Below are 23,627 nucleotides of genomic sequence, written 5' to 3'. Positions count from 1 at the left end.
CGTCGGGGGCAGGCGCCCCGCGTCGGGGCAGTGTGTCCCCCACGCCGGGTGAGTCCACCTCCCGTCGGGCAGTGTCCCCCGCCGGGGCTGTGCTCCCCGCGCCGGGGCAGTGTTTCCCCACGCCGGGTGGGTGCTCCCCCCGTCGGGGCTGTGCGCCCCGCGCCGGGTCAACGCTCCTCGTGCTGGGGCGGCGCTCCTCGTGCCGGGTCAACGCTCCTCGTGCTGGGGCGGTGCTCCTTACGCCGGGGTAGCGCTCCGGGGGGCGGGTCACTGCTCCAGGTGGCGGAAGGCCTCGCGGGCGGAGGCGACGCTGTGGCGCAGGGCCTGCTCCAGGCGGTCGGCGTCGTCGGCCAGGCGGTCGAGCTCGCGCATGGCCAGGGAGTCGGCGCCCGACTCGGCCAGGAGTTCCTCGTACTTCGGCAGCCGGGTGCGCAGCTCCTCGATCTGGTGCCGGGCGTGGTAGGCCCGCTCGGCCTCGGCGACGTGCCCGGCGTACCGCTCCAGGGCCTCGACCCGGGCCACGACGGCGGCCTCGCTGCCGGCCAGTGCCCGCTCCAGGGGCTCGGCCACCGCGGCTGCCTCGGGCGTGAGGCCGCCGCCGACGAACTCCCGGTGCTCCTCACGCAGGGAGGACAGCTTGGCCAGCAGGCGGGCGATCTCCCACTCCTGGGCGGGCAGCGTGACGTTGTTCCTGACATCGTCGAGCAGCCCCTCGGCGTGCACCGCCGACTCCAGCACCGACCTGACCGCGCGCTGCGTACGGGCCATCAGCTCGTGCGCGGCCCGGTCGAAGTCCTCGGGCAGCAGGTAGTGGGCGGCGTACCAGCGGGCGTTGTCGTACAGCGCCCGGTCCTCCGCGGGCTCGTCGCGGACCAGCAGGCCGGTGGAGGCCCAGATCACCGCCCCGCCGATGAGGAGCAGGCCGATGGCGTCGCGGTCGTGCACGAACAGGAACGCCCCCACGACGATGGCCGCGGCCGCGGCAAGGGTGCCGAGCATCATCCTGATCCGCCGGTCGGCCGGGCTGGGCGCGTCGGGCCGCCATCCCGCACGGATGCGCGACAGCAGCACCGGGTTCTCGCGGAAGGACTGGGCCACATCATCGGGCAGGCTGGGATCGACGACGATATCCGCCCGCCTGTCCGTCACTCCCGCGCCCCCAAGTTCCGCCGTGAGCCGGATCATAAAGCGCCCGGCACGCCGATGTCATGCGTTACGGCGCCCCCGTCCCGGTCCCGGCGCCCTGATCGAGCACGAGCGGCGATGCCCGCGCGCGGGTGAGAGACGGCCGCGGGGGAAAGCGCTCGCCCCCCGGCGCCCGGCGCAGCCGGTGCCCGGAAAAGGGTATGTCCCCATTCGATCTCCCGCAAACAGCAGATATGCGCCCCTTATCGCGGAATTTCGTGTAACGGGATACTCACCTGGTTCATTGCTATTTGCCGGGTTACCCTGCGAAAGGCGTGGTCCTGGACTGTCGCAATACAAGGGGAGAAGAGATGACCCTTTCTGCGACATATGTCGTGCGTGTCGCATTCGGGGTCCTCGCCGTCGCCGCGCTGGTGACGGGCTACGCCGGGCTGCGCGCCTACGCCCAGGGCGAGCCCGAGCTGTCCGCGACCCCGCTCAACCTGCTCTACTGGACCCTGCAACTGTTCGTGTTCGACTCCGCCCCGCTGGAGGCCGGCGCCAGCCTGCCGCCCGCGCTGGAGTTCGCCAGGTTCGCGGCGCCCGGCGTCACCGTCTACACGCTGGTGGACGGCGCGCGGCTGCTGCTGGCCGCCGAGCTGCGCCGCATCCGGGCCAGGGAGTCCAAGGACCACGTCGTGGTGTGCGGCTCGGGCGCGGTGGCGATAGCGCTGATCGAGCGGCTGCGCGAGACGGCGGAGCGCATCGTGATGATCAGCGCCGCCCCCGTCACCGAGTGGGGCGACCGCAAGGTGCTGCACGTCGCGGGCGACGCGCGCAGCCCGTCCACGCTGCGAGCGGCGGGCGTGCAGCGGGCCACCACCCTGTACGCCTGCGAGGCCGACAGCTCGATGAACACCGCCATCGCCCTGGCCGCGCACGACATGGCCCGCCCGGCCGCGGGGAGCCACCTGTCGACGTACGCGCTCATCCCCGACCCCGAGCTGTGCGCGGCGCTGCGGGCGCGGCGGCTCGGGCTGCCGGACCGGCCGCGGCTGCGCCTGGACTTCTTCAACCTGGACGAGCTGGCCGCGCGGGTGCTGCTGGAGCGGCATCCCGTGGAGAACGACCGGCCCGTGGTGGTCGTCGGGCTGGACGCGTTCGGGCGCAGCCTGCTGGTGGAGATCGCCAGAAGGCGGCGGCTCGTCTCCCCGTACGGCGAGCGGCTTCCGGTGACGCTGATCGACGGGAGGGCCGGTGAGACGGCCGAGAGCCTGTGCCGCAGGTTCGAGTTCATCTCCGAGGTGTGCGAGCTGACCGCGCACGACGTGGGGCCCGCCGACCCGCTCCGCTACGACCTGCTGCCCGGCCGGGTGCCGCAGCGGGTGTTCGTCTGCTACGCGGACCAGGACCTGGCGCTGCGCACCGCGCTCACCTCGCGCACGTTGTGGCACTGCGGGCCCGGCTCGCTGGTGGTGCGGGTCGAGCAGGCGGCCACGTTCAGCCGGGCCTTCGAGGGGACGCGGCTGCTGGAGGGGCTGGCGGGAGCGCTGCAGATCTTCGCCATCAACGAGGAGGCCGGCGATCCGCGCCTGATCGCGGAGGATCTGGTGGAGACGCTGGCGCGGGCCATCCACGAGCGGTACCTGTTCGACGCGGCGCGGCGCCGCGAGACGCCGGACACCAACCCGTCCTTGCTCCCCTGGGACGACCTGCCCCAGCGGCTGAAGGCCGCCAACCGGGGGCAGGCCGAGGACATCGGGCGCAAGCTGGCGAGCATCGGCTGCGTTCTCGGCCCGCGCGTCGGCCCCGACCTGGAGTTCGTGTTCAAGGACCACGAGGTGGAGCGGCTGGCCAAGATGGAGCACGACCGGTGGCTGGGCGAGATGGTGCGAGACGGCTGGACGCGGGGGCCGATCCGCGACCCCGCCCGCAAACTGCATCCCGATATCACCGATTGGGACGACCTTTCCGAGGTGGCGAAAGAGAAGGACCGCGACACCGTGCGGAATCTGCCGGAGATCCTCTCGTCGGTGGGGTTTCAGATCGTCCGTGTCGCGTAATACAACCGGTGAAATATGAAACGTGGCACGGCGGCCCGGGAGAAACGGTCGAAACAGGGAACATGCTGAGGATCGCGATTTCCGGGCACCGGGACCTGTCCGCGCGCACCGCCGATCGGGTGCGCACCGAGCTGAGGGCCATCCTCGCCGCTCGCGCCGGCCGGGTGGTGGGGCTGTCCTGCCTCGCGGCGGGCGCCGACCAGATCTTCGCCGAGGAGGTCGTACGCGGCGGCGGGCGCCTGCACGCGATCGTGCCCGCCGCCGACTACCGGCAGACGCTGCCCCCGCCCGCACGGGAGCCGTACGACGGCCTGGTCTCGGCGGCGGAGCGGGTGCACCGCATGCCGTACGCCCGCTCCGGGCCGGAGGCGTACCAGGCCGCCTCGGAGTTCATGCTGCGCCTGGCCGACGAACTGGTCGCCGTGTGGGACGGGCTGCCGGCGCGCGGGCGCGCCGGCACCGCGGAGGTGGTCGCGCACGCCCGATCCGCCGGGATGAGCGTGCGCGTGGTCTGGCCTCCTGAGTCGGAGCGGTCGCCGGGTTAGGACCCGGCGGCCTTGGCGAGCAGCTCCACCTCCGCCAGCGTGGTGCTCCCGGCGCCGTCGCCGGTCAGCCGCAGCCGGTAGTGCGCGTACGCGCCCGGCTCGGCCACCTGGAACGGGCGGGTGGCCAGGCGCCAGCGGAAGCTCTCGCCGGACCGCTCGTCCAGCCTCGTCCAGGTGACCCCGTCCGCCGAGCCCTCCAGCACCCAGCCGGACGGGTCCTGCTCGGCCGGGCCCGTGCCCGACGTGAGCGTGTACTGGCGCACCTCGCGCGGCTCGGCGAGGTCGAACCGGATCCAGCCGTCGCGGCCCGGCAGGGTGACCCGGGTCCCGGAGTGGTCGTCGAACAGGGCACGCACGTCGGCGTCGCCGCTCGCGGACGGGGTGCCCGCCCCCGCGCCGGCCGTCGCGTCCGCCAGTGGCGCGGGCACGGCGTCGCCCCGGGTGAGCGACGGCGGGGCGTCGCCGGGGCCGGTGCCCCAGCGCGAGGGGCGCGGGCCCATGTCGAACTCCAGCACCGCCCCGCGCGCGAGCAGGTCGTGCGGCAGGTACGTCTTGGTGTACCTCTTGCCGTCCACCTTGAGCCCCTGCACGTACACGTTGCGCGCGGAGTTGCCCGGCGCCCTGATCACCAGGTCGCGGCCGTTCTCCAGGTGGACCGTGGCCTTGGTGAACAGCGGCGAGCCGATCGCGTAGTACGGGCTGCCCACCTGCAGCGGGTAGAAGCCGAGCGCCCCGAAGACCTGCCAGGCCGACATCTCCCCGTTGTCCTCGTCGCCCGCGTAGCCCTGGCCGATCTCGCTGCCCAGGTAGAGCCGCGACAGCGCCTCGCGCACCTTCGCCTGCGCCTTCCACGGCTCGCCGATGTAGTCGTACATGTAGGGGATGTGGTGCGAGGGCTGGTTGCTGTGCCCGTACTGGCCCATCCGCACGTCCCTGGCCTCGCGCATCTCGTGGATGATCCCGTTGTACGAGCCCGGGTGCCCGGTGGTCTCCGGCGTGGCGAAGAACGCGTCCAGCTTGGCCGCGAGCCCGGACCGCCCGCCGTACAGGTTGGCCAGGCCACGGCCGTCCTGCGGGGCGTGGAAGGCCATGTTCCAGCCGTTGGTCTCGGTGTAGTCGTGGCCCCACACCCGCGGGTCGTAGGAGCCGGGGGCCAGCCGCCGCGTCCCGTCGGCGTTGCGGCCCTGGAAGAAGCCCACCGCGGGGTCGAACAGGTGCACGTAGTTCAGCGCCCGGTCGCGGAAGTACGCCGACTCCTCCAGGTACCGCCGGCGCTCGGCCCCGCTCGACCGCTCCGCCAGCGCCGCCGCCATGTTGGCGATCCCGAAGTCGTTGATGTAGCCGTCCAGCGCCCACGACAGCGCCTCGCCGGTGTCCTGGACCGCGGTGTAGCCGCGGAACAGCGCCCGCGCCAGCCCCTTGCGGCCGACGTTGGCGTTCGGCGGGGTCACGGTCGCGTTCTTCACCGCCGCCTCGTACGCCGCCTTCGCGTCGAACCCGGGCACGCCCTTGACGTACGCGTCCGCGAACGCCACGTCCGAGCTGGTGCCCACCATCAGGTCGGCGTAGCCGGGGGAGGACCAGCGCGCGATCCACCCGCCGTCGCGGTACTGCTGCACGAACCCCTCGGCCATCTCGCCGGCCATGCGCGGCGTGAGCAGCGCGTACGCCGGCCACGTGGTGCGGTAGGTGTCCCAGAACCCGTTGTTGACGTACACCTTCCCGGGCACCACCGGCGCGCCGGTCTCGGTGGGCGTGCTCGGCGGGGTCGTGGTCGCCGACTGCACCGCGTGCTCGTACTTCGGCGCCCTGGCGGTCCCGGTGTTCTCGAAGGCCGAGTTCGGATACAGGAACAGCCGGTACAGGTTCGAGTACAGCGTGACGAGCTGGTCCTCGCTCGCGCCCTCGACCTCGACGACGCGCAGCTTGGCGTCCCAGGCTCGCCGGGCCCGCTCGCGCACCGTCTCGAACGTGTCGCCCGCCCCGATCTCCAGCTCCAGGTTGCGCCTGGCCTGCTCGACGCTGATCAGGGACGAGGCGATCCGCATCGTCACCGTCCGGCCGGGCCCCGGGTCGAAGGCCAGGTAGCCGAGCACGTTGTCGCGACCCTGCCCGGTCAGCTTCGCCCCGCCGGTCACGGGCCGATCGAAGACGGCGTAGTAGAACATCCGGGTCGCCCCGGTGGAGTTGTCGCTGCGCACGTCCGAGTAGCCGGTCACCACTCCGGCCGCCGGGTCGAGTGTGAGCCCGCCGGCGTCGGTCACGTTGTCGAAGATCAGCTTGGCCCCGGTGCCCTCGGGATAGGTGAAGCGGAGCATGGCCGCGTGGTCGGCCGGCGCGATCTCGCCCTTCAGCCCGTTCTCGAACGTCACCGCGTAGTGGTGCGGCTGCGCGACCTCGTTCTCGTGCCGGAACGCCAGCGCGCGGGCCGTACGGGAGGGGGCGGGCACGCCCTCGGCCACCGACGGCATCACCTGGAACGTCTGCCGGTCGCCCATCCACGGGCTCGGCTGGTGGCTGGCCGCGAACGCCTGTAACCGGGGCAGGTTCGCCGCGTCGTTGGCGCGGTGGTACTCATACAGCCAGCCGGTCGTGCCCGCGTTGGTCACCGGCGTCCAGAAATTGAACCCGTGCGGCACCGCGGTAGCCGGGAAGGTGTTCCCGCGCGAGAACCCGCCCGTGGAGTGGGTGCCGCGCGTGGTCACCACGTAGTCCGACGGCCGCGCGCCGTGCCCGTGCGGGCCGCGCGCCTGGTACGGCTGCCGCTTCCGGGACGTGACGATCTTGATGTCGTCCACCCAGCCGCGGAACCCGGCCTGGCCCTCGGGCGCGTCGTAGCCGACCAGGACGCGTTTGATCGTCTTGCCCCGCGCCACCCGGCCGATGTCGGCCCGCTTGAGGTTCCACTGGTCGGCGTACAGCGTCTTGGACGCGCCCTGCGCGCGCGGGGTCAGCTCCACGCCGTGCTGGTCGCGCGCCTTGAGCTGACTGAGGTAGGTGCCGTCGGAGAACGCCAGGTCCAGCGCGACGTACGTGCTCGGGTAGCGCATGTCGGCCCCGGTGAACTGGGGGAAGACGGCGTAGGACAGCTCGGTGCCCGCGCCCACCTTGATGTCGGTCTCGAACACCCTGTTGTAGGAGTGCCCGCCCCCGGCGGCCGTGGTGCCGCCGGAGTACTCCAGGGCGCGCAGGCCGGTGAACCCGGCGCGCGGCTTGGCGGTGAACCCCACGGTGGGGCCGTTCCCCGGCCGCGCCCGCATGTCGGTCGCCGGCTCGGGGCCGCCCGCGCCCGGCGACAGCTCCCACTCCGCGAGCTGCACGATGCCGGCGCCGCCGTTGCGGGTCACCTCCAGCCGGTAGTACGCGTACGCCGTGGTGTTGTCGAAGCGGTACTCCTTGCGCTGGAACCGCTCCGGGAACGACTCCCCGGAGCGGGTGTCCAGCGTGGTCCACTCCCGCCCGTCCTGCGAGCCCTGCAGCCGCCAGTCGCGCGGGTCGCGCTCGGGCACGTCGTTGGCCGAGGTCAGCGCGTAGTACGTGACCGCCACCGGCTCGGCCAGGCGGTAGCTCGCCCAGCCGGTGCCGGTGAACACCAGCCACTTGGTGTTGGCGTCGACGTCGTTGAGGTTCTCCATCACCTCGCCGGCGCCGGTGTTCTCGCCGCTCACCGCGATCTCGGTCACCTTGTCCGCCAGGCTGCCGGAGATGCCGCCGGGCATGATCCCGGTGACGTCCGCGGCCCTCCTGCGCCCCGCGGCGTCGGTCTCCACGGTGTCGGTCCAGGTGGGCTGGGGGTCGCCGGCTTCGAAGGAGGAGTAGAACACCGTCCCCTCCGCCCGGGCCAGGCCGCGCCCCGCCTCGGCCGCCTGCCGCTGCCGCGCCGTGGACGGCGGCGCCTCGGCCCGCTCCGGGGCGGGCGGCGGGCTGTAGGAGGGGCCCGGGGTGGGGGTCGCGGACGGCCCCGGGTTGGGCACGGGGGGCGGGCCGCCGCCCGCGTACGCGGTGGCGGGGAGCACCAGCGTGAGCGCCGCCGCCGCCGAGAGGGTCACCGCCACAAGGACACGCCGAGGACCGAGCCGCCGCATAGGGCACCCTTCCGCTCCGGCCGACGACCCCGCTGCCGCTGCGTTGACAACGTTGTCATCGGCGATCTCTACGGAAGATCTCAAACGCCCTGACACCTGTCAAGAAGGAATGTGAGCCCCGTTCGCGCCCGGCCCGCCCGGATGCAACCCCCGCTCAATCGCCGTGCAAGGAGCACGGGCTACGTTGTGCGCGTGATCAAGAAATACGTTCTGGGTGGGACGGCGGCCGTCGCGGGCGGCGCGCTGCTGTGGGGAGCGGCGCCCGTCGCCGCGGCGACGGCCGGCCCGGCGGCCACGGGGGCGGTCTCGGCCCAGGCGGCCCCGAGCACGGCGGCCAAGAAGCTGATGACCGCGTGGACGCGCGGCGACCGCGCCGCCGCGGCGAAGGTGGCCACGCCGGCCGCGGTGACGGAGATGTTCTCCTACGCCTTCCGCGCGCCCGACAAGTTCCTCGGCTGCGACGGCACCGCCTGCCGCTTCACGCACACCGGCGTCCGGGTGCCGGGCGGGCTCAACGGCGTCGTCATGATCGTCCCCGGGACGAAGGTGACCAAGGTCTACCGGTCGCGGCACATCACCAAGCCGGCCACCGTCGCCAGGCACCTGTACGCCGCCTGGACCAGGAACGACCGCTACCGCGGCCTGGAGGTCGCCACCACCGGCGCGGTCAAGACGGTGTTCCGGGTCAGGTTCGACCCGCGCGGCGTGCCCTACACCTTCCAGGGCTGCTCGGCGGAGCCGAAGGGCTACTCCTGCGCCTACTCCTACGAGGGCGGCGGCATGTTCGTGCACGTGCGCGGCTCCAAGACCCGCGGCTTCTACGCGCACTCGGTGAGCTACATCGCCGACTGAACGACCGGCGGGGCGGCTCGGTCGCGGCCGCCGCCCCGCCGGGCTCCGGCTCACGCGGCGTCGTGGATCCAGATCGGCCGCCAGTCGGGGATCTCGTGGTAGCGGCGCAGCTCGGCGATGCCGCTGACCGTCCCGGCCCAGGCGGCGTACGGCGGGCGCGAGGCGTCGAAGCCGCTCTGCACGAAGGTGAGCCGGGTCTTGCCGCCGGAGTCGGCCAGCTCCCAGGTGCTCACGCCGGCACCCCCGCCCCAGTCGATCGTCACCTTGGCGGCCGGCTCCAGCTCCAGGATCTTGGCCGCGTGGCCCGACTCCAGGCCGCCCATCGCGAACCGGCCGCCGACCCACGGCTCGATCCCGATCGGGTAGCCGAACCAGGCGCTGGCCTGCTCGGAGTCGATCAGCGACTCGAACACCCGCTCCCGCGCCGCGTCGATCAGCACCTCGCCGCGGAGATCGGGCGAGGTGAAGTCGAGCTTGGCGGTCAGCTCGCGGCCGGCGAGGTGGTCGGCGAGGTTGGCGATGGCCAGGCACCAGTACGTCTGCAGCACCCCGCGGATGCCGGCCCCGGTCAGGGCGTCCTGGAAGTCCCAGTGGGTCTGCGACAGCGTGATGATCGTGGAGTCGGGCCCCTCCTCCTCCAGGCCGATCTCGACCGTGGTCTCCTCGCCGTCCAGCAGCCAGGTGAAGCGCAGCGAGCGCTCATCGGCGTGCAGCAGTCGCTGGTGCGGCGCGTCGCCCTCGGGCGTGTGCCGCCCCCAGAACTCGTAGCGGTGCGGCAGCTCCACCTCCGCGTGCTCGGCCAGCCACACCCGCATCTCACCGGGATCGGTCAGCGCGTGGTACGCCGCCTTCAGCGGGGCGTCGAGGCGGGCACGCAGCGTCATCGGCTCAGTCATCGGACTCTCCCTTGGGGTAGCAGGCCACGGCCAGCTTGAAGGCGTCGCCCTCGTCGCCGCCGTAGCGGGTGAACAGCTCCTGCAGCGCGGTGCGCAGGTCGTCGAGGAATTGCCGCCGCAGCTCCGGCGGCACGCGGATCTCGCCCGAGACCCCGATCGAGGGCAACTCGGGCCGGGCGCGGTCGAGCCCCGCGATGTCGGCCTGAACCTCCTCCATCAGGTCCAGCAGGTAGCCCAGGCTCAGCTCGTCCTGCGCCTTGCGCAGCCCGACCCGCCCCACCAGCCGGGGCGAGAGCCAGTAGGACCGCGCCGCGGCCTGGTAGATGCCCTCGTGTATCCCGCGCACCTTGCGCTCGGACACCTGGGCCACCAGCCCGGCCTCCACCAGCCGCTTGACGTGGTAGTAGACCCGCTGCGGGGTCTGCCCCAGCCGGCCCGCCACCTCGGTACAGGTACGCGGCTCGGCGAGTTCCCGCAGCACCTCGATCCGCTGCGGCTTGAGCAGCGCCTCAGCCTGCTCGATGCGCTCCAGGTACAGGACATCTCTCATCGCAAAAACAAGTTTGTACGTAAAAATCGTCTTTGTCAATGGAGGGTGAGGGCAGCGCGATGGCCCTGCCCGCGTGCTTTCCCTCCGGGGGTGTCCCGCCGCCGATGACCAGCCCGACAGGGCGGCACGGGCCGGGGGTCGGCGTGCTCACTGGCGCGGGGTTCGGGTGCCCGCGGTGACTCGTGCATGCCGGTCGCTGGTGGGCCCGCCCAGCAGAGCGGCATGAACCGGGAGGTGAGGGTGGGGTGGTCACCGGGTACGGGGGGCGGGCGCGCTGTGACGCGTGCATGCCGGTCGCCAGCGGGCCTGCCCGACAGGGCGGCGCGAACCGGGGAGGTCGGCTCACCGGGCGCGGGGATCGGGCGCGTGCCCTGACTCACGCATGCCGGCCGCGGGGCCCCTCCGACGCGGACGCGCCCACCAGGTTCGGACACCGCCCTGCCTGGTCCCCGCCGACCGCGATCTCGGTGCCGGCGTACGCGCTGCCCAGTGTGACCGGCATCGCTGGCGGCCTGGCCTACGCCGCGATGATCGGCCTGCTCACCGACCGGTGAGCCGGCGCCTTGGCCTGCGAGGGCGCGACGACCGACCGGCGATCCCGTCCGAAGCCGCACGGTCCCCCACCTCACCACGCACTCGCCCATCGCGTGTGCCTCGCCGCGCTCTCGCGGGCTGCGACCGGGGCGTTCGCCGCCAAGGCCGCCTTCTCCGGTGCGTGCCCCGCCGGACCCCCCGGGGGGCGGTCAGGGGTGGGTGGGGGAGAGGGCGTGGGCTTCGGGGTAGGTGAGGGCCTGGGCGGGGAGGGGGGCCGGGCGGCCGCTGGCCAGGACGGTCAGGGTGCCGGTCACCGGCATGTCGGGTTTGGGTTCGGCGCCGATGCGGACCAGGGTCTGCCTGGCCACGGCGGGGGCCGCGGTGTGGAGGTCCACGGGGCGGGCGAAGGCGGCCCGGATGCGGTCGGCGACCAGGTCGTAGTGGGTGCAGCCGAGCACCACGGCCGCGACGTCCGACGGCGTGCTCTCGGCGGCCACGGCGATGGCGCGGTCGATCAGGTCGGTGTCGGCGGCCTGGATCGCGTCCGCCAGGCCGGGGCAGGCCACCGGGGTGGCGGGCACGTCGCCGGCGAAGCGGTCGATGAGGTCGCGCTGGTACGCGCTGGCCGTCGTCGCGGGGGTGGCCCAGATCGCGAAGGGCAGGCCGCGGCCCGCGGCGACCTTGATGGCCGGGACCGTGCCGACGACCGGGATGCCGGGCTCGTACTCCGCGCGCACCCGGGCCAGGGCCGTCACCGACGCGGTGTTGCACGCGATGGTGATCACGTCGGGCTCGTGCCGTACGGCGGCGGCCACCGCCGCGAGCACCCGCTCGACGACCTCGTCGGCCTCGCGGGGCCCCCAGGGCATGCCGTCGGGGTCCATCGACAGCACGAGGTCGGCGTCGGGGCGCGCGGCGCGCAGCGCGGCCGCGGTGGACAGCAGCCCGAGCCCGGAGTCGATCAGAGCGATCCGCATGAAAGCCCAGATTACCGGCGTGGGCCCCAAGGGCTCCGGCACCGGCCCAGCGTGCCGCGCCATCGGCCGGCGGTGGGCGGGGAGGGCGGGGAGGGCGGGCGTGTCGGGGGATCGCCGGGGAGTGGCGTGCCGGTGTGGTGGTGGGCGGCGGGGGTTGGTGGAGGGGCGGTGTGGTGTGGCGTCTTGCCGGGACATCGTTGTGTGCCCGTGCCCTGTGGTCGCCGCGTCCCCGGGTACGATCGCCACGCGCCGCCCACCCCGACCGCTGGAGCGACCATGACCGTACTGCAGACGATCTGCCTGGTGGCCGCGACGGTGACGACCGGGTCGATGGCGGGGCTGTTCACCGCGTTCTCCTACGCCGTGATGCCGGGCCTGGCCCGTTCCTCCGACCGCACGCTGGTCGAGACGATGAAACAGATCAACCTGGTGATCATCAACCCCTGGTTCCTGGTCCAGTTCGTCGGGTCGATCCCGCTGCTCGTCCTGGCCACGGTGCTGGCCTGGCTGGGCCACGGGGAGGAGTCGCTGGGCTGGATCGCCGCCGCCACGGTCCTGTACGTCGTCGCCTTCGTCGTGACCGTGGCGCGCAACGTTCCGCTGAACAACCGGCTGGAGGCCGCGGGGGACGTGGACGCGATCACGGACCTCGCCGGGGTGCGGGAGCGGTACGAGGGCCCGTGGGTGCGCTGGAACCTGGTGCGGGCGCTGCTGCACACGGCCGCGTTCGGCTGCCTGGTGTGGGCGCTGGTGCCGTACGCGGCGGGCTGATCCGGTGCCGCGTCGCGGGAGGTGGGGCATGGCGCTACCTTGGTGCGGTGGAGGAGATCGATCGACGCATCGTGACGCTGCTCGCCGACGACGGGCGGATGAGCTTCACCGACCTGGCCAGGGAGACCGGGCTGTCGGTGTCCGCGGTGCACCAGCGCGTACGGAGGCTGGAGAAGCGCGGCGTGATCCGCGGATACGCCGCTCTGATCGACCATGACGCGATCGGGCTGCCGCTCACCGCGTTCGTCTCGATCAAGCCGACCGATCCCTCGGCCCCCGACGACGCCCCCGACCGGCTGGCCCATCTGACCGAGATCGAGGCGTGCTACAGCGTCGCGGGTGATGAAAGTTACATCCTGAAGGTGCGGGTCGCCAGCCCGGCCGCGCTGGAGGATCTGCTGCAGCGCATCCGCGCCTCCGCGGCCGTCTCCACCCGCACCACCGTCGTGCTGAGCATCCCGTACGAGCACCGCCCGCCGGGCCTGGCCCCGGAGGAGAAGCCCGAGGCCGAGCCCGCGTAGCCGGCCGGGGTCGAATGCGTGCCCCCGCGTCACGGACGTGCGTGTCCGCGGCGCCGTGCGTCAGGGGCGGTCGCCGGGGGAGAGGGCGGCGCGTACCGCCTCGGCCGCCTTCTCACCGGCGCCCAGGTGGTCCAGGCCCAGCAGGGCCGCGCCCACGATCGGGGGCGTGCCGGTGATCAGCGGTTTGGCCTGAGGGGCGCGCAGGGCGAGCAGTTCGCCGATCCGCCCGATGAGCAGCGGGTCGGCCGCGGCCAGCACGCCGCCGCCGAGCACGACCTCGGTGGGGGTGTCCAGCAGGTCCAGGCGGCGCATCGCCACCTCGGCGAACAGGGTCACCTCCTCGGCCAGCCGCAGGACCAGGGCGACCGCGGTGGCGTCGCCTCCGGCGGCGACCCGGAACACCCACGGCGACAGGTCGTTGAGCCGGTCCATGGGCACCTCGCCGAAGTGCAGCGCCAGGACCACCTCCTCGACCGTGCGGGCGCCGAAGCAGTCGGTGACCGCCCCGGCCAGGGCCGTGGCGGGGCCGCGCCCGTCCTCGGCGCGCACGGCGTGCCACAGCGCCTCCCGGCCCAGGGTCAGGCCGCCGCCCCAGTCGCCGCTGAGCGCCCCCAGGGCGGGGAAGCGGGCGACGGCGCCGGTGGGGGAGACGCCGACGGCGTTGATCCCGGCCCCGCACACCACCGCGACCCCCCATGGGCCCGACGCGCCCGCGCGCAGCAGCGCGAAGGTGTCGTTGCCCACCACCACGCCGGGGGCGTAACCGCGGGCCAGCAGCTCGCGGCGCAGCGCCTCCTCCTCGACCGGCAGGTCGGCCCCGGCGCAGTAGGCGGCGACGTGGTCGGCGTACGGCCGGGAGGGCGGGCCGTGCTCGCCGAGGGCGCGGCGCACGGCCTCGTCGAGGGCGTCCACGGCGGCGGCGACGCCCGCGCTCTGCGGCTGGAACGGGCCGCCGCGCCCGCGCGCGAGCACCCGGCCCTCCTCGGTGACCAGCGCCACGTCGATCTTGCTGTTCCCGGCGTCCACCGCCAGGACCGTACGCCCGCCCGCGGGCGTCCCGATGTCGCTCACGCGCGCGCCCACGGCAGATGTGCCGCGTTGGCCGCGACCAGGCGGGCGGCCAGGTCGCCGGCCAGGGACGCCTGCCCGATCAGCGGGTGGGCGAGCAGCGCGTCGGCCACCCGGTCCACGCCGCCGTGCAGCGCCGCCTCGATCGCCAGCCGCTCGTACGCGCTCACGTGCGCGACCAGCCCGGCGTACAGGGGGTCGAGGGGCGCGAGCGGCAGCGGCTCGGCCCCGGAGGCGGTGATGCGCGCCGGGACCTCGATCACCGCGTCGCCGGGCAGGAACGGCAGCGTGCCGCCGTTGCGCGCGTTGACCACCTGCACGTCCTCCCCGGGCGCGGCCGAGCCCAGCAGGGCGGCGAGCAGCGCGACCGCCGCCTCGGAGTAGAACGCGCCGCCGCGCCTGCCCAGCAGCTCCGGCTTGGTGTCCACGGCCGGGTCGGCGTACAGCTCCAGCAGCGCCTTCTCCATCGCGGCGACCTCAGCGGCCCGCGACGGCTTGGCGCGCTGTTCCTCCACCACCGCGTCGTGCTCCCAGAAGTAGCGCAGGTAGTAGGACGGGACCACGCCGAGGCGGCGCAGCAGGGCGGGGGAGGAGCCCACCGAGGCCGCGATCTCCTCGCCGTGCTCCGCCAGCAGCTCCGGCAGCACGTCGCGCCCGTCCAGGTGGACCGAGCGCTCCCAGGTGAGGTGGTTCAGGCCCACGTGGCCCAGGGAGACGCGCTCCGGTGCCACGCCCAGCAGGGCGGCGAAGCGGCGCTGGAAGCCGATGGCGACGTTGCACAGCCCGATCGCGCGGTGCCCGGCGTCGAGCAGGGCCTTGGTCACGATGCCGACCGGGTTGGTGAAGTCCACGATCCAGGCGCCGGGAGCGGCCTCGGCTACCCGCGCGGCGATGTCCAGCACGACCGGGACCGTACGCAAAGCCTTGGCCAGGCCGCCCGCGCCGGTGGTCTCCTGGCCGACGCAGCCGCACTCCAGCGGCAGCGTCTCATCCACCTCGCGGGCCGCCTGCCCGCCGACGCGCAGTTGCAGCAGCACCGCCGCCGCGCCCGCCGCCCCCGCCGCGGCGTCGGCGTGCGTGGTCACGGCCGCCGGGTGCCCGGCGCGGGCCAGCATCCGCCGGGCCATGCCCGCGACCAGGTCCAGCCGGCGCCGGTCGGGATCGACCAGAGCGATCTCGGTGAGCGGCAGCCGGTCGCGCAGCCGCGCGAAGCCGTCGATCAGCTCCGGCGTGTACGTCGAGCCGCCCCCGACCACGGCGAGTTTCAACCCTTCACCCCCGTCAGTGTCACGCCCTCGATGAAGACCCTCTGGGCGAAGAAGAACACGATGATCACCGGTGCCATGACGAGCAGGGTCGCCGCCATGGTGAGGTTCCACTGCACGCTGTGCAGCGACCGGAACGAGGCCAGGCCGAGCGAGAGCGTCCACTGCTCCGGCGCGGTGGACGTGTACAGCAGCGGCCCGTAATAGTCGTTCCAGCAGTAGAAGAAGCCGAACAGCGCCACCGCGGCGATGGCCGGGCGGGCCATCGGCAGCACCACCTTCAGCAGCACCCGCAGGTCGGAGCAGCCGTCCACCTTGGCGGCGTCGGTGTACTCGCGCGGGATCGTGACCAGGAACTGGCGCAGCAGGAAGATGGAGAACGCGTCGCCGAGCAGCATGGGCAGGATCAGCGGCCACAGCGTGCCGGTGAGCTCGAACCTGGCCCACACCAGGTAGATCGGCACCGCCACCACCTGGGGCGGCAGCATCATCATCGCGATGACGCCGAAGAAGGCGAGGTTGCGCCCGCGGAAGCGGAAGCGGGCCAGCGCGTACGCCACCGGGATCGACGACAGCAGCATGAACGCGGTGGACAGCCCCGCGTACAGCATGGTGTTGCCCAGCCAGCGCAGCAGCGGCGCCCGCTCGAACACCTCGGCGAAGTTGCCCCAGTTCCACGAGTCGGGCCACAGGTCGGCGGTGAGCGCCTGCCGGTCGGTCATCAGCGCGGTGAGCGCGACGAACGCCAGCGGCCCCAGGAACATGATCGCCAGGGCGACCGCGATGGCGTGCCGGGCGATCCAGTACAGCGCGGCGCGGGCGCGGGCCGAGGCGACGCCGGGCGCCGCCGGACGCGCACCGCGCGCGGCCGGCGCGGCCGTGACGCTCATGATCCCTCCCCGTCGGCGGTGAAGGCGCTGAAGCGCCGTAGGAGCACCAGCGTGAGCAGCGTGGAGGCCGCGAACATGACCAGCGCGAGCACGCACGCGTATCCCATGGTGAAGTCCCGGAAGCCCTGGTGGAACAGCCACTGGGGCAAGGTCAGCGTGGCGCCCTCCGGATAGCCGGGCACGAAGCTGGAGCCCGGCGAGTCGGTCACCCCGGAGGCGACCCGCGCCGCGACCATGGCCTGGGTGAAGTACTGCAGGGCGTAGATCACGCCTGTGACGGCCGAGAACATGATCACCGGGGAGATCGTGGGCAGGGTGATGTCGCGGAACTGGCGCCAGGCGCCCGCGCCGTCGATGGCGGCGGCCTCGTACAGATGCCTGGGCACGTCCAGCAGCGCGGCCAGGAAGATCACCACGGTGTTGCCCGCGCCCCACATGGCCAGCAGCGTCAGGCCCGGCTTGGCCCAGGCGGGGTCGCCGAACCAGTCGGGGCCCGTGACGCCGAGCAGGGCGAGCGCCTGGTTCACCGGGCCGGTGGCCGGGTTCAGGATGAACACGAACGCCACCGTTCCGGCCACCATCGGCACCAGCGAGGGCAGGTAGAACACGGTGCGGAAGAACCCGGCCCCGGCCTTGAGCCGGGTGAGGAGCTGCGCCACGCCCAGCGCGAAGACCGTCTGGGCCGGGACCATGAACGCCACCAGCCACAGCGTGTTGCGCATCGCCGTGTGCGCCCGGTCGTCGCCGAGCAGGTGGCGGTAGTTGTCCAGGCCGATGAACTCCAGGCTGAACAGGTCGTAGCGGTGGAAGGAGAAGTAGACGGTCGCGGCGAGCGGGTAGGCGAAGAACAGGCCGAAGCCGATCAGCCAGGGCGAGGCCCACAGCAGCGCCTTGCGGCCCTCGCCCCGGGGGCGGGCGGCGCGGGGCGCGCCGCCCGGCGGCACGGTGATCGCCACGGTCAGCCGCCCGCCAGCTTGAGCTTGTCGTTGATGGTCTTGTCCACCTCGGCCAGCCCGGCGTCCAGGTCGGTCACCGCGCCCGACTCCCACTTGACGACGAACTCGGCGAACGCCTCCTGGTTGTAGACGCTGTTGATGTGCGCCGGGAGGCTGAAGGAGGCCGGGTGGGCGAAGACGTCCAGCGCGGTCTGGAAGTTGGCGTCCTTCTTCAGCGCGGGCGAGGCCAGCGACGCCTTGGTGGTCGGCACGTTGCGCAGCGCGTTGGACAGCGTGACCAGGCCGTCGGTGTCGGTGGTGAGGTACTTCACCAGCTCCCAGGCGGCCTGCGGGTTCTTCGCGCCCCGCGGGATCCCGATGATCGTGCCGGAGATGAAGCCGCCGCCGTAGAGCTGGGGCTTGTCGTCGGCGACCGGGACGGGCGCGGTTCCGTAGTCGAGGTCCTTCGCGTCGAGCGCGATCATCGCGTTGCGCCACTCGCCGTCAATGGCCATGGCGACCTTGCCGACGTGGAAGGGGTTGTCGGCCGACCACTCCTGGCCCAGGCCCTTGCGGAACTTCTCCAGCTTGTCGTGGCCGTACCAGTCGATGAGCTCCTTCTGCCAGGTCAGCAGCTGCTTCCAGGCCGGGTCGGAGCCGATGGCGGAGGTGCCGTCGGGGTTGTACCACTTCCCGCCGACCATGGTGCCGAGGTGGGAGATGGAGTGCTCGTAGTACTGGGTGGAGGGCATGAACCCGGCGACCTCGATGTTCCCCTCGGAGTCGCGGACGGTCAGCTCCTTGGCGAGCCTGGTCAGCTCCGAGAGCGTCTTGGGCGGCTCGTGCCCCTTCATCAGCTTCTTGTTGTAGTACAGCCCGTACGCGTCCGCGAGCAGCGGCATCACGCACCGCTTGCCCTCGAACTGGGTGTAGTTCTGCACCACCTGCGGCAGCACGCCGATGTCCACGCCGTCCTGGGCGATGACCGGGTTCAGGTCCTGGAACATGCCGGTCTTGCAGAACTGCGCCACGTTGTCGGTGGAGAAGGAGGACGCGACGTCCGGCGGCTGGCCGGCGCGCACGGCCTGGATGATCTTGTCGTCCTCGACGGCCTTGACCAGCTTCACCGTGATCTGCGGGAACTTCTTCCGGAACCCGGCCACCGCGTCCTCGAACGCCTTGACCTCGTGGTCGGCGGAGAAGCCGTGCCACAGCTCGATCGTGGCGGCGGGGAGCGCGGACGCCGCCCCTGAGGGCTTCGCGCCGAGCCTGGGCGCGTCCTCGGTGCCCGCGGTGCAGGCGGCGAGGGCCAGGACGGCGATCCCGGCCGCGGCGAGCGGGGCGAGCCGTCGACGCATGGCGACCTCCTCATAGTGACGCCGGAGCAGGAGTTAGGAAACTTTCCTAACTTGCCAGGACCGTACGAACCGCGCCCGGCCCCCGTCAACCCGCCGAGGGCGGGCGCAACCAAGCTGTGACGGGACCGTGGCCGTGGCGGTGCGGGGTGTCGCGGGCAGGCCGGCGGGGCGGCGTGCCTAGAATGATGTTCTGTAACCGTCGAACGGAGCTGTGCCGACAATGCGTACCGGACTGATGATCAACGTGCCCGCGCGGCCCGACGGGCTGGACCGCCTGCGCGACTCCCTCGCACGGGCCGCCGACGACGGCTTCGCGTCGGCCTGGGTCTCCAACATCTTCGCCTTCGACGCGCTGACCGCGCTCACCGCCGCCGGAGCCCAGGTTCCGGGCATCGAGCTGGGCACCGCCGTCATCCCGACCTACCCGCGCCACCCCGCGGTGCTGGCCCAGCAGGCGCTGAGCGCCGATGTGGCGCTCGGCGGGCGCCTCACGCTGGGCATCGGCCTGTCGCACCAGCCGGTGATCGAGGGGATCTTCGGCATGAGCTTCGACAAGCCGGTACGGCACATGCGCGAGTACCTGTCCGTGCTCATCCCGCTGCTGCGCGGCGAGTCCGTGGACTTCACCGGCGAGACGCTCTCGGCCCACATCGCCCTGGGCGTGCCCGTCAGCCGCCCCATGCCGGTGCTGGTGGCCGCGCTCGGCCCCAAGATGCTCAAGCTGGCCGGCGAGCGCGCCGACGGCACGGTGCTCTGGCTGACCGGCCCCAAGACCGTGGCCGGGCACATCGCCCCCGCCATCACCGAGGCCGCGCGGGCGGCGGGACGGCCCGCGCCCCGGATCGTCTGCGCCCTGCCGGTGTGCGTCACCGGCGACGCCGAGGCGGCCAGGGCCCGCGCCGCGGAGATCTGGCAGGGGTACGGCGACCTGCCGTCGTACCGGGCCATGCTCGACCGCGAGGGCGCGGGCGGGCCCGCGGACGTGGCGCTGATCGGCGACGAGGACACCGTGGCCGCGCAGGTCGAAGCGCTGGCCAAGGCCGGCGTGACCGACTTCGTGGCCGCCCTCTACCAGCGCGACGACGAGCGTACGCGGGCGTTCCTGAAGGGCCTGCTCTAGCCTCAGGCGCCCGGCACGGTCGAGCCGAAGACCTCCTCGCGCGTGGCGGCCAGCGCCAGGCCCAGCGCGCCGGAGATCACCGGGTTGCCCCGCACCGTGGACAGCCGCACCGGCGGGCGCGGCAGCGTGAGCGCGTGCAGCTCGCGCTCCACCAGCGCCCGCAGGTGCTCGCCGCCCGCCAGCAGGGTGCCGCCGGTGAGCACGACCAGCTCGGGATCGACGACCGCGGTGATCGAGGCCAGTCCGAGCGCCAGGCGGCCCGCCAGCTCGCGCAACCCCGCCTCGGCCCGCTCGTCGCCGTTCTCGGCGGCGGCCACCGCGTTGCGCACGGTCGCGGCCGTGCCGCCCGCGCCCCTGGGCCCGCGTACGCCGTGCTCGCGCAGCAGCGCGCGCACCGCGGGGCCGCCGCTGAGCGCCTGGAAGCCGTGCGTGGCGTGCCGGCCCACCTCGCGGGCCGTGGGCGCCCCGATCGCGGGCATGTAGCCGACCTCGCCCGCGCCGCCCGTCGCCCCGCGGTGCAGCGCGCCCCCGATCACCAGGGCCGCGCCCAGCCCCTCGTCTGCCCACAGCAGCACGAAGGTCTGGTGGCCGATCGCGGCGCCGTGGTCGCGCTCGGCCAGGGCGACCAGGTTGACGTCGTTCTCCACGTCCACCGGCACGCCCAGGCCCTCGCGCAGGGTGCCCAGCAGGTCGGGGGTGTGCCAGCCGGGGATGTGCGCGGCGTAGCCCAGGCGGCCGGTGCCCGGGTCGAGCGCGCCCTGGATGCCGATCACCACGCGGTGCGGCCTGGCGCCGGGCTCGCCGGCGAGGGCCCCGTCGAGCGCGGCGCGCACCTTGGCCACCAGGTCGCCGCGGGAGCGGGGCGTGGGCAGGGTGTGCTCGCCGACCACGGTGCCGGTGATGTCGGCGACGGCCGCCGCGATCCTGGCCGGAGTCACGTCGAGCGCGGCGGCGTACGCGGCGGCGGGGTTGAGCCGGTACACCTCGGCGGTGCGGCCGGGCAGGCCCTCCCTGATCCCGTCGAGGACGACCAGCCCGGCCTCCTGCAGCCGGGCCAGGAGCTGGGAGGCGGTCGGCTTGGACAGCCCGGTCAGCGCGCCGATCTGGGGGCGGGTCAGCGGCCCGCGCTCAAGCAGCGCGTGCAGGGCCGCCTTGTCGTTGATGGCCCGCAGCAGGCTCGGCGTACCCGGCTGTGCCGGCGGCCTGGTCGGCGTCACGGCGTCCTTCCCCCAAAGTTAGTAAACCTTACTAACTTTACGGGGCGGGCCGTGGTGAAATCAAGGCGACGGCGTTGATCATGGACGGGATGACGTCTCGACGGAACCTGCTAAGGTGAGAGTTTGTTCGCCACAATGAGCAGAATTGCCCGGAGAATCCCATTACTACCAAGAATAACGGTGTCCCCGCGGCTCGTCAAGCGGAGCTGGTCAGGGAGCAGGAGTACGTGTCCCGGCTCTACGGCCGGCTCGACGAGCTGCGCGACCACACCCAGCGGCAGCTCGACGGCGTCCTCGCCCAGGGCGGAGGCGGCACGATGCAGAACCGCTCCGAGCGCGACTCCTTCGCCGAGATGTACTCCCAGCGGCTCGCCCGCCTGTGGGCGGTGGAGAACGGGCTGTGCTTCGGCAGGCTCGACCACGCCGACCAGACCTCGCTCTACATCGGGCGCATCGGCCTGTCCGACGACGAGCGGCGCCTGCTGATCGACTGGCGCGCGCCCGTCGCCCAGCCGTTCTACCGGGCCACCCCGGCCAACCCAATGGGCGTCACCCGCCGCAGGCACCTGCAGACCAAGGGCCGCAAGGTCATCGGGATCGACGACGACCTGCTCGACCTGGACAGCCTCGCCGAGGCCGACCGGAGCACCCTCAACGGCGAGGCCGCGCTGCTCGCCTCGATCGGCGCCCGGCGCACGGGCCGCATGCGCGACATCGTGGCGACCATCCAGGCCGAGCAGGACCGGATCATCCGCTCCGGCCTGGACGGCGTGCTCGTGGTCCAGGGCGGCCCCGGCACCGGCAAGACCGTCGTGGCGCTGCACCGGGCGGCGTACCTGCTCTACACCCACCGCGAGCGCCTGGCCAGGCGCGGCGTGCTCATCCTCGGCCCCAACCCCACCTTCCTGCGCTACATCGGCCAGGTGCTGCCCTCGCTCGGCGAGACCGACGTGCTGCTGTCCACGGTCGGCGAGCTGTACCCCGGCGTCGTGGCCACCCGGCGCGAGGAGCCCCACGTCGCCGCGGTCAAGGGCGACATCCGCATGGCCGAGGTGATCGCCGCGGCCGTCCGCGACCGGCAGCGCGTGCCGCGCAAGCCCGTGCGGATCGACCTCGGCGGGCGCACCCTCACCCTGGACGTCCGCACCCTGGAGGCCGCCCGCAACCGGGCCGCGCGCTCCCGCCGCGCCCACAACCCGGCGCGGGCGGTCTTCGTACGGCACCTGCTCAACGCCCTGGCCCGCCAGTGGGCCAAGCAGCTCGGCAAGGGCCTGATCGAGGAGGACGAGCTGGCCGACCTGCGGGAAGAGCTGCGCACCGAGCCCGCCGTACGCACCGCGCTGAACCGGCTGTGGCCGTACCTGACCCCGCAGCAGCTCCTGATCGGCCTCTACACCGACGACGGGCGGCTCGCGTACGCGGCGCGCGACCTCAAGCCCGCGGAGCGGGAGCTGCTGCGCCGCGACCCGCCGCGCCGCGGCGCCGACTACTGGACCGAGTCCGACGTGCCGCTCCTCGACGAGGCCGCCGAGCTGCTCGGCGACATCGACGAGCACGTGCTGCGGGCCGGCGCCTGGATGGCCGAGGAGGAGCGGGCCGCCGGCCGCGAGGCCGAGCGCGACGAGCGCGAGCACGAGCTCACCTACGCGCGCGAGGTCCTGGAGCTGACCGGCATGGCCGACATCCTGGACGTCGAGCGCTTCGCCTCCCGCCACCGCGCCGCCGAGGAGTACCTCACCACCGCCGAACGCGCCGCCGCCGACCGCACCTGGGCCTTCGGATACGTGATCGTGGACGAGGCGCAGGAGCTCACCGCCATGGCCTGGCGCGCCGTCATGCGCCGCTGCCCCACCCGCGCCATGACCATCGTCGGCGACATCGCCCAGAGCGCCGCCCTGGCCGGCCCCCGCTCCTGGTCGGAGGTGCTGCGCCCGTACGTCGCCGGCCGCCACCGCGAGGAGACCCTAACCATCAACTACCGCACCCCCGCCGAGCTGATGGAGACGGCCGCGTCCGTGCTGGCCCTGATCGACCCCGCCCTGCGCGCCCCCGAGTCGGTGCGCGAGAGCGGCGAGCGCCCCTGGGCCGTACGCGTGGCCTCCCTGACCGACTCCCTGGGCGAGATCGTCAAGCGCGAGGTCGTCGAAGGCGGCCGCCTGGCCGTCCTGGTCCCCGACTCCCTGGCCGGCCCCCTGGGCGCCGCCGTGACCTCCGCCGTCGAGGGCGCGGTGGCCGGCCCCGGCCCCGAGGCCCTGGACGCCCCCGCCGCCGTCCTCACGGTCGCCGACGCCAAGGGCCTGGAGTTCGACAGCGTGATCGTCGCCGAGCCGTCCCGGATCCTCACCGAGACCCCCAGAGGCGCCAGCGACCTCTACGTGGCCCTCACCCGCGCCACCCAACGCCTCGGCGTCGTCCACACCACCCGCCTCCCCACCGCCCTCGCCCACCTCACCCCCGAGCCCGGCCCCCCAGGAGCCCCCGGCTGACACCAAGCCCTCACCCCGGGGGCACGCCGACCGCAGGGGGGCAAGCCTGGGGTTCTCGTGCGGTGCGGGTGCGCGGGTCGGCTCGCCGATCGGAGGCCGGCAGGGCCGGATGCCCTTGTCCGGAGGGCCGACCGCTGGGGGGCGAGCCGGGGGTTCTCGTGAGGTGCCGGTGCCCGGGACGGCCCGCCGGCCGTAGGTCGGCAGGGCCTGCATGCCTCTGTCCATAAGCGCGCCAAACCCCAGGCGGACGGACGCCTGGGGTTTGTTTCGCGTGCGGGCTCCGGCACGGAACGGGAAGAGGGCCCGGAGGCCCTTCGGACCGGACCCGTCCCGTCGGCGGCGAGCGCGGAGTTCCGTTGTCTACTGGGC

At 73.3% G+C, this 23,627-nt stretch carries 18 protein-coding genes; 7 read left to right on the top strand and 11 right to left on the bottom strand.

The annotated features are described in order from the left end of the window. Positions 1–267: 267 nt before the first annotated feature. Entirely contained in the window at positions 268–1,149 is an 882-nt protein-coding gene (locus tag HNP84_RS43035) for a hypothetical protein (RefSeq protein ID WP_312926974.1), read from the bottom strand. A 371-nt stretch (positions 1,150–1,520) separates the two neighbouring features. On the opposite strand from HNP84_RS43035, the gene HNP84_RS43030 reads away from it, so the two are divergent. Beyond that, complete coding sequence (locus HNP84_RS43030; protein ID WP_185055853.1) at positions 1,521–3,188, top strand: RyR domain-containing protein; 1,668 nt, start codon at positions 1,521–1,523, stop codon at positions 3,186–3,188. A 62-nt stretch (positions 3,189–3,250) separates the two neighbouring features. After that, complete coding sequence (locus HNP84_RS43025) at positions 3,251–3,733, top strand: hypothetical protein (protein ID WP_185055852.1); 483 nt, start codon at positions 3,251–3,253, stop codon at positions 3,731–3,733. Here the strand turns inward: HNP84_RS43025 and HNP84_RS43020 are convergent. Beyond that, positions 3,730–7,782: a GH92 family glycosyl hydrolase gene (locus HNP84_RS43020; RefSeq protein ID WP_221337451.1), complete on the bottom strand. Its 4,053-nt coding sequence runs from the start codon at positions 7,780–7,782 to the stop codon at positions 3,730–3,732. The two genes, HNP84_RS43025 and HNP84_RS43020, sit on opposite strands and share 4 nt — an antisense overlap. A gap of 228 nt (positions 7,783–8,010) precedes the next feature. On the opposite strand from HNP84_RS43020, the gene HNP84_RS43015 reads away from it, so the two are divergent. After that, on the top strand, positions 8,011–8,670 hold the full coding sequence (locus HNP84_RS43015; protein WP_185055850.1) for a hypothetical protein: 660 nt from the start codon (positions 8,011–8,013) through the stop codon (positions 8,668–8,670). A gap of 50 nt (positions 8,671–8,720) precedes the next feature. On the opposite strand, the gene HNP84_RS43010 is transcribed toward HNP84_RS43015, so the two are convergent. The 3 genes from HNP84_RS43010 to HNP84_RS43000 all read right to left on the bottom strand — a co-directional run bounded on the left by HNP84_RS43010 (position 8,721) and on the right by HNP84_RS43000 (position 11,627). Further along, on the bottom strand, positions 8,721–9,566 hold the full coding sequence (locus HNP84_RS43010; protein WP_185055849.1) for an SRPBCC family protein: 846 nt from the start codon (positions 9,564–9,566) through the stop codon (positions 8,721–8,723). After that, positions 9,559–10,116, bottom strand: coding sequence for an ArsR/SmtB family transcription factor (locus HNP84_RS43005; protein ID WP_185055848.1), 558 nt, complete (start codon positions 10,114–10,116; stop codon positions 9,559–9,561). Before HNP84_RS43005 ends, HNP84_RS43010 begins: the two co-directional genes overlap by 8 nt. Positions 10,117–10,859: 743 nt before the next feature. Further along, on the bottom strand, positions 10,860–11,627 hold the full coding sequence (locus HNP84_RS43000; protein ID WP_185055847.1) for a glutamate racemase: 768 nt from the start codon (positions 11,625–11,627) through the stop codon (positions 10,860–10,862). A gap of 276 nt (positions 11,628–11,903) precedes the next feature. On the opposite strand from HNP84_RS43000, the gene HNP84_RS42995 reads away from it, so the two are divergent. Further along, positions 11,904–12,398, top strand: coding sequence for an anthrone oxygenase family protein (locus HNP84_RS42995; RefSeq protein ID WP_185055846.1), 495 nt, complete (start codon positions 11,904–11,906; stop codon positions 12,396–12,398). Between the two features lie 47 nt (positions 12,399–12,445). Beyond that, the gene (locus tag HNP84_RS42990; RefSeq protein ID WP_185055845.1) at positions 12,446–12,919 is read left to right on the top strand and encodes an Lrp/AsnC family transcriptional regulator; all 474 of its coding nucleotides are present in this window, start codon (positions 12,446–12,448) and stop codon (positions 12,917–12,919) included. Positions 12,920–12,979: 60 nt separating this feature from the next. On the opposite strand, the gene HNP84_RS42985 is transcribed toward HNP84_RS42990, so the two are convergent. From HNP84_RS42985 to HNP84_RS42965, 5 genes are read right to left on the bottom strand one after another with little or no spacing between them, the layout of a single operon-like run. After that, the gene (locus tag HNP84_RS42985; protein ID WP_312926971.1) at positions 12,980–13,990 is read right to left on the bottom strand and encodes an N-acetylglucosamine kinase; all 1,011 of its coding nucleotides are present in this window, start codon (positions 13,988–13,990) and stop codon (positions 12,980–12,982) included. Continuing rightward, a complete protein-coding gene (locus tag HNP84_RS42980) occupies positions 13,987–15,255 on the bottom strand; it encodes a family 4 glycosyl hydrolase (RefSeq protein WP_185055844.1) in 1,269 nt (422 codons plus the stop codon). The genes HNP84_RS42985 and HNP84_RS42980 overlap by 4 nt, the downstream gene beginning before the upstream one ends. After that, positions 15,252–16,142: a carbohydrate ABC transporter permease gene (locus HNP84_RS42975; RefSeq protein WP_185055843.1), complete on the bottom strand. Its 891-nt coding sequence runs from the start codon at positions 16,140–16,142 to the stop codon at positions 15,252–15,254. Before HNP84_RS42975 ends, HNP84_RS42980 begins: the two co-directional genes overlap by 4 nt. After that, complete coding sequence (locus tag HNP84_RS42970; protein WP_312926969.1) at positions 16,139–17,098, bottom strand: carbohydrate ABC transporter permease; 960 nt, start codon at positions 17,096–17,098, stop codon at positions 16,139–16,141. Before HNP84_RS42970 ends, HNP84_RS42975 begins: the two co-directional genes overlap by 4 nt. Before the next feature lie 2 nt (positions 17,099–17,100). Then, positions 17,101–18,435: an ABC transporter substrate-binding protein gene (locus tag HNP84_RS42965; protein WP_185055842.1), complete on the bottom strand. Its 1,335-nt coding sequence runs from the start codon at positions 18,433–18,435 to the stop codon at positions 17,101–17,103. Between the two features lie 220 nt (positions 18,436–18,655). Between HNP84_RS42965 and HNP84_RS42960 the strand changes: the two genes are divergently transcribed. Continuing rightward, positions 18,656–19,555: a TIGR03564 family F420-dependent LLM class oxidoreductase gene (locus HNP84_RS42960; RefSeq protein ID WP_185055841.1), complete on the top strand. Its 900-nt coding sequence runs from the start codon at positions 18,656–18,658 to the stop codon at positions 19,553–19,555. A 2-nt stretch (positions 19,556–19,557) separates the two neighbouring features. Here HNP84_RS42960 and HNP84_RS42955 read toward each other — a convergent pair whose 3' ends face one another. After that, positions 19,558–20,772 (bottom strand): ROK family transcriptional regulator, encoded by a 1,215-nt coding sequence (locus HNP84_RS42955; RefSeq protein ID WP_185055840.1) that lies wholly within the window; start codon positions 20,770–20,772, stop codon positions 19,558–19,560. Between the two features lie 161 nt (positions 20,773–20,933). On the opposite strand from HNP84_RS42955, the gene HNP84_RS42950 reads away from it, so the two are divergent. Further along, positions 20,934–23,258, top strand: a complete 2,325-nt coding sequence (locus HNP84_RS42950) for an ATP-binding domain-containing protein (RefSeq protein WP_185055873.1) — start codon at positions 20,934–20,936, stop codon at positions 23,256–23,258. The last annotated feature ends 369 nt before the right edge of the window (positions 23,259–23,627 follow it).

It is taken from the genome of Thermocatellispora tengchongensis, from assembly GCF_014202315.1.
GTDB lineage: Bacteria > Actinomycetota > Actinomycetes > Streptosporangiales > Streptosporangiaceae > Thermocatellispora > Thermocatellispora tengchongensis.
This window is presented reverse-complemented; position numbering and strand designations above follow the sequence as displayed.